The following is a 12,188-nucleotide window of genomic DNA, read 5'->3' on the forward strand; positions in this document are numbered from 1 at the left end:
ATTCTATAAATCTGGGGTTACAACATTACTCTTCCAGCCTTCAATACCAATCTTAACATTAAGATCATTGTAATAATCAGTAAAATCCAGATTAATATGTATAGTTGCTTCGTTTACCCCCTCTACAGTAATAAAATTCTCATTCATAAGTTTGGAGAGAGCTACATTAACAAATGTCACTACTCGGTCACTCCCCTCAATTCTAATCTGAATAGGGTTATCATCATTGAATCTAAATACTCTAGCTGTAGCTCTGATATAGTCTCCACCATTATCAACAGACTCAAGCGGAATATAATCTTCATCGAATGCCTGAGCATTTGACATATCCATACCATACTCCGGCATAGCATTCATTATTTTAACTATTGGAAGAGCATCCGAACGGGTACCGGATACAAACTCTTTTACAACAACATCGATAAGGATATTAGCTCCTTTAAAAATTACTGTATCCGAAACATTTCTATCTTCTGGAACTTGTAAGAGTAAAGAGCCATAATATGTCTGATCCTGGGTATTTAGTACTATGTTGTTTTGTCCATATTTTGGATGATGAAACCTTGCTGTATTATAATTACTGATACCTGTTAAAGAGCTGTTTTCATACATATTGCTCCAACAAACAACCCTATAATTCCCCGGACATAAATCTAACTTAATACCATCTTTTACTGTAGTATTAATCTCTTCTCCTTCAAAACTTCGTGATGCCTTCTCAACTAAAAAACCATATTCATCATATACAAACAGAGATACTTTATCCATAACTTTATTAAACCATGACATATCATCTGTTGTATCACCTGTATATTTAAAGTTTAAATTTACGTTTGATACCCGATCGCATGAATCCATGTTCTCTGCTATTGTTTTACAAGAGCAGAGAACAGATGAGCAGATTGTCAAAAAGATAACAAAATTATATTTCATATTAAATCTGAGGAGTAATATTCATAAGCTCCCAAGGAGTTACATCAATATATATTTTCAAGTCTATAGTCTCTTCAAATATAGGGTCTGGTTTATCAGTTTCAGGAGTAGGAGTTATAGGAGTATCATCAATTATTACATCATTGAAATCATCACTCAATTCATTTAGGTTAATCTTATAAATATTTCCATTCTTCATCTCCTTAATATAAGAGCCATCGCCACCGATATATGTACGAATATTTAAATATGCTGTCCTTGGAGAGTTTGAATCATAATCTGCCTTTGTCTCGAATATTTTTACTTTAACAATAATATGCGGCAAATCTTCAGCTATATCCTCCTTAATAATACCATCGGTCTTCTGTGGAAATATCTGGTAAGCAGCGACTTTACCAGAGAGTATTGAACTGTTTCTATTTGCCGGAACAGCTTGGTCTACCCACCAATCGCCACTAGTCCCCTCTTCAATAGCATCTCCAGAAGCTTCAGTTGAAGATGAAACATTATCCCACATCTTAAATAATTCACCTCCTTCTCCGAAATGAGTATTCCATTTACCATCTTCATCATTATACCAAACTTTAGAAGCTGGTTCTCCATATCTTAAAATGATATTATTAATATATATTGCCTCAAGCTTAATTCCATAAAATCCTTTCTGAAGGCAATTGTAAGCATGTCTAGGAGTATAAGTCATATCATCATCTGTTTGTAACTGAGATGATGTGCTGTTATAATATGATCCATTGCTCTTTCTATGCTCATAAAGTTGATTTCCATCCTTATCTTTCAAAATATTCGCACCTCTATAGAACTTTGGCGTAACATTTATACCACCTGAGATTTCTATACGGCAAAGAGATGGAGCAATTGTTACAGAAGCTTTGAAAATCTTATGACCGGTTGTTGCGTGAGTTTGTTTTGTATCTTCAATGATACTTCTACCTTCAAGCATAGGGTACAGATGAAAATCTTGTTCAGATGAAGAGTCAATCTGATACAAATTTACATTAGTACCATCCATATCTTCACCTCCATTAGCTTGAATAATTATAGCCTTTACATCACTAGGAATATCATCAAGATAGAGACCTTCGCTACCTACAGCACTGTTAATCTGATCAGAAGACAATGCTAGAGGTTGTGAATTATTATACACAGATTTAGTCTGATAATTTTCATCAGCAAAGAATAATATTCTCGCACTTTTAATAGACTTTGCAGCTTCACCTGGAGTACCAGGGTTCTCTATTGCTCTACTGATAGATTGAGTTTTGAACTTTAGGAACAGACTATTTTCTGATACATTGCTTGCTCCTTCTTCATTCCGACTACAAGAGCATAGAGTAGCAATAACTACCAGACACATAAAAAATAGATTCTTCTTCATATTCTTATTTTTTCGATTTATACCTAAATCAATAATTCATTATTAATGAACATTATGCTATTATTACCAGCACAAAAATAAGTTTACATATACGGTGAAAATTGTAGAAAATGGACTTTTGGATTTGGACTGTATGAAAATGTATACTATTGGCTTTATTATAAGAGGTTTAGGTAACACGATTTTTAATTAATAATTCGGAGAAATTGTCCCTTTTGTACTATTATGTTAGATTTTTATCATATCAGATATCAGATTAACACAAATATATATAGTTCTATTGATTTTTAATATAAATATTCTTTACTTTTACACCGTAAAACTAGACAAAACATACTATTTACTATGAGAATAACTATATACTCTCTTTCAATAATATTTACAGTATTATTTATATCATGTAATAAAGAACCTGATATAATTGAATCCAAACTTTCAAAAGCTTACGGAACAATTTCATTAAATCCAGATAGTTCTTTGGTAATATTAAAAGAAATTGCTCCATATGTAAAGCATAATGAAGAGCAATATGCTACCTGGTGTCTATACAAAATATGGGCTCAGTATAGAACATATCAAAATGATATTTCTGAAAAAGAATTGTCTTTTGCTTATAATTACTATATATCTAGAGAAAACTGTGAAAAAAAAGCATTAGCATATTATCTTCATAGCGTTGTACACTCAGATAAAAATATTGGAGATGAAACTGAATGGGTAAGAGATCTGATGATGGGATGCAAATATGTAGAACACACAAACATGCACACATTGGCTGCACAACTATATCTATGCTACTCTCAAGTTTTTCTAGAAAGAGATCAACCCGAGAAATCAATTTCTTTGCTGAAAAAAGCTTTATGGAGAACAAAAAAAGATGGAGTAAAGCACCGTGAAGCTATGATATACAATAATTTTTCTGAGGTTTATCACTATATTGGAAGAAGGACCAATGAATACAGCAAATGTATATTATATGCTGAAAAAGCTGTTAAAGTAGCTAAAGAGAACAATCTAGCAGCAGCATATGCAAAGTCCTTAGACTTTCTGGGGATAGCTTACTTTCTAAATGAAAAGTATGATTTAGCACTTAAATATGCAATACAGTCTAAAGATTTAAATGAAAATTTATACAATAAAGGAATAAGAAAAGAAAAAGTAAGATATATAACTATTGCTAAAGTACATTACGAACTAAATAATATTGACTCTGCGGTTTATTACTTCAAAAAGGGAGTCAATTATGATAATATTTATATAAAGGAGGACTCGTACCATGGACTTTATAATATATACAAATACAATATAGTTGACTACAAAAAAGCCCTGTTCTATGGAGATAATTTCTTTACACTTTGTGATTCTGTAAATCGAAATATGCAGAATAATAAGATTGCAAAAATGGAAGATGAATACGCCAAGAAAAAAGCTCAGGCAGAAAACTGTATGTTGAAAGTTGAGAGAAAAAGTTTATTGTTAATATCTGTCGCCATAATATCTGTATTACTTTTATTTATACTAGTAATTATCATGATTTATAGATATAAACTATGTGAAAAAGAGAATAAATTGAATCGCATTTATTTAACTATCAACAAGAATAAAGAACAGATTAGAAGAAACGATCAGTATATAAGTGACTTGCAGTCTTTAATCTCGGATGATAAAGATATGAACCGTCAGATAGAAGAGAAAAAAGGTGAGCTCTATGAACTCCAGAGAAAAACAAAAATCCTCCGTGAAGAGAACCTTACACTTACTAAATCAATAAGTACTTTAAAAAATCCAACATCTGTACAACGAATTGAAGAGATGAAATCTCTGCTATTGAGAATGGAAGAGTTAGAAGAGAAGGAGAAAAAACTTACTATTGAACTACTTAATAATGACGAACTGTTGTGCAAACTTAGAGAGGAACCTAAATTTCTGAAAGAGAATGATTGGGAACATCTGTATAATATTACAAACAAAGTGTACAATAATCTATATGAACGAATAAAAGCTGATAACCCTCAACTTACCCTCCTCGATATGCAATTATGTATCCTTATTAAATTAAGATATACAATATCTCATATAGCTATTATGTTTGGTATATCTTCTACATCTGTGTCAAAACATAAATTAAGGCTAAAGAGAAAATTGTTGCTTAATAATCCATATATGTTTGATGGAGGTAAAAGCCTGGATTTAATAATATGGGAGTACTAGTTTTATATATTCGTTGTAAACATTTACTATAAAAAGAATAAATTTGTCCACCACTAAACAAAATAAATAATTGATTTACTGAGTCCTACGAAAATCGCTTGTCCATATTATATCTTAGCTTTATTCCTATTCCCAATATAACTTTGCACTAAACAAAAAAACTAGTAACGGCAAACGGTTACTATAAGGTCAAATACATATTGGATACGAAAGACTACTATATCATGGATTTTTTTACAAATATCATTTTCCCTTGTAATGAATTGGAATCATATATTCAATATTTTTGGATATTGGACACAAATAACGAGAGTATATTAAAAGAGAAGGCTTTACCTTCAGGACATGTTGAACTCATCTTTCATAAGATTGAAGTAAGAAGCAAAAACGAATCATATAATGACTTTAATTATAAAGGTGTTGTTATTGGACAACATGATAAAAGTTATTTTATCGACAAAAATGAAAAAGCAGGTATTATTGGAGTTGTCTTAAGACCATACGCTGCTAAATTACTTTTGGGAGTGCCTGCCGGGGAATTTCTCAATGAACAAGTTTATATTGACGATTTAGATGATGCAGAGCTAGCACTATTATCTAGGAAAGTAGCTAATAGTGACAATTATATTAGGGCAATAGAACATATTGAATCGTTTTTATTATTCAGAATAAGGAACAATAAGAGGAACTACTACATACCATATCTGAAAAATATAATAGAATTAATAAATACTAATACTAATACTAAATCAGATAAGCTTGCTGAACATATATTCCTAAGTAATAAACAGTTTACGAGAGTCTTTGTAGATAATATAGGTATCATGCCCAAAACATTCTCAGCGATTGTCAGATATCAGAAAGCATTGAAACTCATGAAAGATAACTCAGAGTTACCTATGGCTCAGGTTGCATTGGAATGCGAATACTCGGATCAGTCACATATGATTAGAGATTTTCGTAAATTCACCTCATACACCCCAAGAAAAATTCTCTCCTCAAATAGGGGATTCATACCATATTCCAGCTATTTCGGTTTGGAACGATGCAATATGGAAATTTACAATGATAAGAGCATTAATATAATTAAGAGAAAGGCATGGACATATACTAAGAGCTCTTCAATAATTATTGATAAGAGATGGTTCTGTATATAGTGTACTAGCCATTAAAAACAGAAACAAGCCTATACTCATAAGTACCACCTCGTAATAATAAAATACACAATATTGTCTTTTTATGTGGGCGTTGACGGAACTTATTTAACCAATCAAACCTGTGTATAATCAATGTGTTAACTTTTTCGTGCCTTTCTTTACACACAGATTGCACACATTTTTTGAGGCGAAATAGATGCGAGCAAATAGCTTTAGCTATGACAAAAAATAGCTATTTCCCTGATATTTACAAGCGACATTCCGGAAAATATTCAAACTCTTTTTCAATATTCCGGTTTGTCTTGCTTCTCTTCGATACGCTTTATTTCTTTATCAAAATCAGATTCAAACAAGCGGTCTTGTACGATACGATATTTTTCAAATTCGCTTTCTGCAAAATCTTTTGCCATCAGGGCAGTAACTTTTCCACTATTTTGTAATATTTCCCGGTCGTCGGCTTCTAAGAACCTATCAAGACGTTTCGCCCAATCTTCCATTGTCATTGGGATATGTCTTCTTGCGCGGTCTTCCGCCAAATCAAGATAAGCATTGACAATACGTCCCAACGATTCCAGTTCTGTTTCAGTCAGGTAGTTTTTAGCGATGGAGACATCGGTTTTCACTACTTTGCCGTCGGGGCTTTTCTCCCACGAAGTCAATCCCATGTGTTCTTTCTCTGCATTGGCTCTTGATATAATAAGTTCAGCAGCAGTATGACCGTGTATAGCATAATGCAATTTATTTTGGACTTTGGCGAAAAACTCTTTTGTGGTAACTGCATCCTTGTTGTAATCCATTGCTGTGGCGTAAATATCCGTTATTTTCTGGTAGAATCGGCGCTCACTCAACCGGATTTCCCGGATTTCGGCAAGTAGGTGCTCAAAATAATCCTCATTGAGGAATGTACCGTTCTCCATACGCTTTTTATCGATGATGTAGCCACGAATGGCATAATCACGTAAAACGGATGTAGCCCACTGACGAAATTGTGTTGCTCTTTGGGAATTAACACGGTAACCGATTGAAATAATAGCATCAAGATTATAAAATTCAATATCACGGGTAACTTGTCTATTCCCTTCGGTTTGAACTTGTGCAAAAATTGCACAAGTTGCTTCTTTTATTAGTTCACCTTCCTGATAGATATTTGCCAGATGCTTGGTAATGACACTCCTATCTACGTCAAACAATGAGGCAATCAGTTTTTGAGTAAGCCAAACAGTTTCATCTTGCACTCGTACTTCAATCGTATTTTCTCCCGATTGAGAAGTAAATACCAAAAATTCGGCAGTGCTATTTCGTATTTGAAATTCCTTTTTTCTACTCATACTTTAGGATTCCTTTTTAGAATATACCTTATAAACTGTTAGTTTCATTCGCCAAACCATTGATGTATCCTGCAAATATAACACTTTCTGCAAAATTTGACAACATAATTAATGAGCTGTTTTTCAGCAGCTATCCTTCAATATATTTTTTTTCTTTTTTATCTGTTAAACACCTCTATTATGGGAAGAATGAATAAGGCGATACTTTGAGGATTTACTCTTCTTGTGAAAAAAAATGAGCAAATTCTCCCAAACCCGTAGGCTTGGCACTGACGTTTTACGTCTCGTTCTCTTTCCGTTGTACTCGTTCAAATACTCACGAGGCTCTGTAATCTCAACAGGATCCTTGGTGAATATCACGTCGGTAATGAAGTATCTCGAAATGAATACCTTGGCGAACGGAGCGCAGAAATCATCATCGCCCTTATCGGCCGTATCACATGCACCGATAACACCGTCAGAATGCTTTCCTTCAATATCAGTGCACTGTATTGCGATAAGTTCCTTGCCGTCTGACTCAACGACACGTACCTTAAGGCCTAACTGTTGCGCCTGCTCATATAATCCATTACCTGCTATGATAATATCATCTTTATCGAAGTATTGAACGGCTAGCACCGAATTGAGAAAGGCTCTTGTTGATTAATGATTTGTTTGCATCGTCATGAACACGATAGTTATGTGGGTCAAATAGAATATTCTCCATCTATACCTTTTTCAGTAAAATATAAGATGGAAATATTTTTGTACATTCTATCAAATAATCAATTACTTTTATACTTATTAATCAATAAATTAAATGTATTATGAAATGTCCACATTGTCAGGTAGAAGTAAATGAGAGTTTTAGAGAAGTCTATTTAGGAGATTATGAAGATAATATGAAATATAGTATATTCTTTATGAAATGCCCGAACACTGATTGTAACAAAATCATTATTAAAATGGGTATATCTGAATATCTTATTAATGTTGGAGTGAATAGGCTGTCCGGAGAAAATATTATTTATAAACAAATATATCCATTATCAAGTGGTCATACTCCTGCTGCACCAGAAGTAGAAAAAAGTTTAGCTGAAGATTATAACGAAGCTTGTTTGGTCCTTCCTCTTAGCACAAAAGCAAGCGCAGCCTTAAGTCGTAGATGTTTGCAGAATATCATTCGCACAAAAGCGGAAATTAAGAAGAAAAACCTTAAAATGGAGATTGATGCACTTATAGATGCAAATATGATCCCATCATACTTAAGCGATAATCTTAATATAATACGTGGATATGGCAATATTGCAGCTCATGGAATAGAAGACCAAGCTTCTGGAGAAATATTGGATGTTGAGCCCACTGAGGCAGAATTTCTATTGGACATAATAGAATTACTTTTTGACTTTTATTTCGTTCAGCCAGCTAAATCTGCTACAATTAAAGAGGAACTTAATAAAAAATTAATAAGTGCAGGCCAGAAGCCCGTATCGTAATAAATTAGCGCTATCCTATAAATTAAAAGGGAACAACTCTAAGCTGCTCCCTTTTAATTTAGCATTTGGTTCTACCGCCTTTGCCTTTTTTCTTTGTGCTACATTCTACCATGATTACAAATTTTATTGTTATAAATGACTCAGTCATTATTCTTTGTGATCTTCATCTGCTACCTCCTGCAAGTTTCCTGTTAGCAAAATGAAAAATTTTATTCTTGTAAAATCATTCATAAGCATAGTTATTTATAGTTAACAATTCTACATTGTTGAATAAAACAAACTATTCCCAATGAGAGAACATAAACTAAAATTCAATCTTGTAACTAATGTTTGGGATAATAACAGCCTCTCTTTCGGGCTCTACCAAATGCGTCTTAAAGTTGTATCGATGACCTCGATAGTCTTTGTTACTAGTTGCATTTAGCACCTTAATAGCAAACTCATGAGATAAATTCTTCTTGTTAATTTTGTAGCTTACATTCAAGTGTAAAAGAAAGGCTGGAGATAATTGTTTCGAGAAGGCTTTGTTTTCATCATAAATTGCATCTTCCTCTTTCTGAGATGCATCAAGATTAATAGGCGAGTATCTGTCTCCTCCTTGATAAGATAATCGAATATTAGCATTGAACATATTTTGTTTACCAAGTCCTACCATCCACTCTTTTCCTGCTAATGCATTGAATACAAAGTTTCGATTATACCTTGTGTTTCTCCATTTATTATCTCCTGCCTTGTAACGAGAATCAAAAATAGATGCGGTGAGCATATAGTAATAACCTTCTGACATATATTTTTCAAAGGTTATATCAATACCATAATTGACTCCTTTTCCCTTATTAGAAAGTTTATTGGTTATGAACCAATCATTTTGAAGGTTTATAAACGAAAATGTACTATCACTCATAATGGGAACATTATATAATTGTTGGAAATAAGGTTCAATCTTAACATGATAGTTGTTTCCAATATTTAGGTCATAGGATAATACAATGTGATGAGCTTTTGTAAAATCCATATCTTTATTAATAAGTTCACCCTCTTTCGATTTAGTAAAGTAATAATTCAACATTTCTAATCTGCTATGTAGTCCATAAGAAAGAGCTAAAGATTGATTTGGTTTAAATTTCCATGACAATGCTGCTCTGGGTTCTATCGTATAGTTATTATTTAGTGTGAATAATTGCGTATTGACACCTAGATTAAGCGTCCATTTATCCGAAAATTGTAAAGATGAATTAGTATATGCAGACAGCAGAGAACTGAAACCAGATTCATCGGTTATGGCATTCATTGGCTTTTGATGTGTCGCTTCTTCTAATAGTAGATTATATTTAAGTCCTATAACCCTCAATCCTGTTTTATTGGTGTGTATCCCACTATATTTCTTATTAAGCGATGACGCGAATACAAAATTCCAATTAGTTGACTTTATTAGATTTTGCGGAATAGGTTTTGCATTAGCATCCATTCTTTCAGTATGCATATCAAGACCACTCACTGTGGTAGCCAAAGATGCTTTAAGTGTTGCGTTATTCCACACTCTTAGTTTGTGATTCAGACCAATAGCTCCCATGTATTGCTTTACATTTTGATCTTCCTTGTCCTGCATATATTCCCATTTATCAGGATTGGTTTCTGCATTTTGCCCCGAGCGATCAATCAAGCCTACTCCCCAGACGGAAAATACACCAGCATTTTTAGTTGGAAAATTAAATTTGAAAGACAAATCCTGATACTTTGTGTTCTCTGCATCCTCAGGTAGCAGAGAAGAAGTAGTCCTAGTGTTGAATACCTATAATTGAAAATATAAGAAGAATTACTTCCTTTCTTGAATGGACCTTCGGAAGCAACATCTATTCCTATCAACCCGAGTTGAACCATATTTTCTCGTTTTTGATTATTCCCTGTACGTAGATTCATATCAAACACTCCAGATAAAGCATTTGAGTATTCAGCTGGAAATGCACCTGTCATAAAATCAGAATTACCTAATACAAAACTGCTTAATGCAGATAAACCTCCTCCTCCGAATGTAGTTACTTCTGCAAAGTGGTTTGGATTAGGAATTTCAACATCTTCCATTCTCCATTGCAGAAATTTAGGTGCATTTCCCCTTATCACAATACCATTATTCCCGATACTGCTTGTTACTCCTGCAAAAGATGTGGCTAACCTTGCCGGATCATCGAAACCTCCTGCATACCGGCTTGCTTCTTCTACACTCAACATACGGGCACTCCCTAATGCCATATTATTTAGGGGTTGTGATTTATTTATCTGAGGAGTGACAACAATCTCATCGAGCTGTTTCGAGTTTTCGACCATTGCAATTTCCAGATACAGCTCTTTGGAAGAAGATAATAGTTGCTCTTTTATAATAATAGGATTATAGCCAATTAATGCTACCTTAATATCATAGCGCCCTATCGGAACATTTTGTATTTTAAATTGTCCTAAACTATCTGTACTTACTCCTAAAGGTCTCTTACTATTTAGTATTGCTACCGTTGCATATTCAATTGGTTTGTTTGATTGTTTATCATATACTATACCTCGTATATTTTGAGAAGACTGACCGTAAAATATACCTAAAGAAAAGACATTTAATAAAAGAAATAGTAACGTTTTATTCATGATTTTACCTAATTTTGTTTTGTACAAAGTAAGATACTGTCCTCTAGGAGATCAATACTGATTTATCATTATATTGCCATATGGAAGATTTACAAAAGGAACATGCTCGGCTTTTATCATTGCAGAGTTTTGATGAAGCTGACCTTGATTATTCTCTACTGGAATATCATAAGCAAATGCTGTCTCATTTAGCTAAAGTTTCCAATAGTGGTATAACAGTTTTTGATATGTATAAGAGGAAGCATGTATATACATCTTTTAATTTCGGTGAGATATTTGGTGATTGTAAAGAAGGCATAGATGAACGCGTACATCCTGACGATTTATATTCTTTGGTAAGAAACGGTATTGCTGTACTTAAGTTTTTACATGCTAATAAAGAAAACTTGCAGGATTATAAAATGGTTTCAGAATTCCGCATTCGTAATTATACAGGTCAGTATATGAGGGTGGTAGAGCAATACACCTTATTGGAAAAAGATAAGTCGGGAAATGCATGGTTAGCACTTAGTGTTTTAGATTTATCTCCTGACCAAAGCTCATTTAAAACAGTGAGATGTCATATCTTAAATGTAAAAGATAATAAGTTTTTTTCTATCGAAAACCTATTATCCCGAAAAGCATCAGCTTACTACCAGAGAGATAGCTATTTTACAGTTAATAAAAGAAGGCTTGCTAAGTAAGGAAATATCAGAACAGCTATTTATTAGTGTACACACAGTTAATACGCATAGACAAAGAATATTAGAGAAGTTAGATGTAAATAATTCTATGGAGGCTGTTAAATATGCTTCAGCATTGGGATTGATCAGCTAATGTAGGCTAAATTTATATTATTTCGGTATGAGCCGTTTTTTCGGATAGTATATTAAGCAAAAACGAGCCGATACTCATAAAGTACCACCTCGTAATAATAAAATACACAATATTATCTTTTTATGTGGGCGTTGACGGATTCGAACCGCCGACCCTCTGCTTGTAAGGCAGATGCTCTGAACCAGCTGAGCTAAACGCCCTTTATGACTTTTAAATATATTTTCGGGTGGGCGTTGACGGA

General features: G+C 33.4%; 10 protein-coding genes, 1 tRNA gene and 1 pseudogene. 5 read left to right on the plus strand and 7 right to left on the minus strand.

Annotated elements, in window-relative coordinates; genetic code table 11:
* Positions 1 to 3 precede the first annotated feature (3 nt).
* Positions 4 to 933: a FimB/Mfa2 family fimbrial subunit gene (locus JCM15092_RS12495; RefSeq protein ID WP_034542016.1), complete on the minus strand. Its 930-nt coding sequence runs from the start codon at positions 931 to 933 to the stop codon at positions 4 to 6.
* A gap of 1 nt (position 934) precedes the next feature.
* The gene (locus tag JCM15092_RS12500) at positions 935 to 2,326 is read right to left on the minus strand and encodes a hypothetical protein (RefSeq protein ID WP_024994959.1); all 1,392 of its coding nucleotides are present in this window, start codon (positions 2,324 to 2,326) and stop codon (positions 935 to 937) included.
* 345 nt (positions 2,327 to 2,671) lie between these two features.
* On the opposite strand from JCM15092_RS12500, the gene JCM15092_RS12505 reads away from it, so the two are divergent.
* Positions 2,672 to 4,537, plus strand: coding sequence for a tetratricopeptide repeat protein (locus JCM15092_RS12505; protein WP_024994960.1), 1,866 nt, complete (start codon positions 2,672 to 2,674; stop codon positions 4,535 to 4,537).
* A 224-nt stretch (positions 4,538 to 4,761) separates the two neighbouring features.
* Positions 4,762 to 5,694: an AraC family transcriptional regulator gene (locus JCM15092_RS12510; protein WP_024994961.1), complete on the plus strand. Its 933-nt coding sequence runs from the start codon at positions 4,762 to 4,764 to the stop codon at positions 5,692 to 5,694.
* 284 nt (positions 5,695 to 5,978) lie between these two features.
* Here the strand turns inward: JCM15092_RS12510 and JCM15092_RS12515 are convergent, their stop codons facing one another.
* The gene (locus JCM15092_RS12515) at positions 5,979 to 7,022 is read right to left on the minus strand and encodes a virulence RhuM family protein (protein ID WP_024994962.1); all 1,044 of its coding nucleotides are present in this window, start codon (positions 7,020 to 7,022) and stop codon (positions 5,979 to 5,981) included.
* Between the two features lie 318 nt (positions 7,023 to 7,340).
* Positions 7,341 to 7,502 (minus strand): annotated as a pseudogene (locus tag JCM15092_RS17955) (phage terminase large subunit); the annotation flags it as partial.
* 326 nt (positions 7,503 to 7,828) lie between these two features.
* Here JCM15092_RS17955 and JCM15092_RS12525 point away from each other — a divergent pair.
* A complete protein-coding gene (locus tag JCM15092_RS12525; protein WP_024994964.1) occupies positions 7,829 to 8,497 on the plus strand; it encodes a DUF4145 domain-containing protein in 669 nt (222 codons plus the stop codon).
* A 304-nt stretch (positions 8,498 to 8,801) separates the two neighbouring features.
* On the opposite strand, the gene JCM15092_RS17665 is transcribed toward JCM15092_RS12525, so the two are convergent.
* Together JCM15092_RS17665 and JCM15092_RS17670 are read right to left on the minus strand one after the other, a co-directional pair.
* Positions 8,802 to 10,223 carry a TonB-dependent receptor gene (locus JCM15092_RS17665; RefSeq protein WP_235782357.1) on the minus strand — a complete coding sequence of 474 codons (1,422 nt, stop codon included), beginning with the start codon at positions 10,221 to 10,223 and terminating at the stop codon, positions 8,802 to 8,804.
* Positions 10,163 to 11,131 (minus strand): TonB-dependent receptor, encoded by a 969-nt coding sequence (locus JCM15092_RS17670; protein WP_235782358.1) that lies wholly within the window; start codon positions 11,129 to 11,131, stop codon positions 10,163 to 10,165. The genes JCM15092_RS17665 and JCM15092_RS17670 overlap by 61 nt, the downstream gene beginning before the upstream one ends.
* Before the next feature lie 80 nt (positions 11,132 to 11,211).
* On the opposite strand from JCM15092_RS17670, the gene JCM15092_RS16100 reads away from it, so the two are divergent.
* Together JCM15092_RS16100 and JCM15092_RS17675 are read left to right on the plus strand one after the other, a co-directional pair.
* Positions 11,212 to 11,814, plus strand: a complete 603-nt coding sequence (locus JCM15092_RS16100; protein WP_235782359.1) for a PAS domain-containing protein — start codon at positions 11,212 to 11,214, stop codon at positions 11,812 to 11,814.
* Positions 11,804 to 11,947 carry a response regulator transcription factor gene (locus JCM15092_RS17675; RefSeq protein ID WP_235782360.1) on the plus strand — a complete coding sequence of 48 codons (144 nt, stop codon included), beginning with the start codon at positions 11,804 to 11,806 and terminating at the stop codon, positions 11,945 to 11,947. Before JCM15092_RS16100 ends, JCM15092_RS17675 begins: the two co-directional genes overlap by 11 nt.
* 125 nt (positions 11,948 to 12,072) lie before the next feature.
* Here JCM15092_RS17675 and JCM15092_RS12545 read toward each other — a convergent pair.
* Positions 12,073 to 12,147 (minus strand) — tRNA-Val (locus JCM15092_RS12545).
* Positions 12,148 to 12,188: the final 41 nt, after the last annotated feature.

It is taken from the genome of Phocaeicola paurosaccharolyticus JCM 15092 (genome assembly GCF_000613805.1).
In the GTDB taxonomy this organism is placed as follows: Bacteria; Bacteroidota; Bacteroidia; order Bacteroidales; family Bacteroidaceae; genus Phocaeicola; species Phocaeicola paurosaccharolyticus.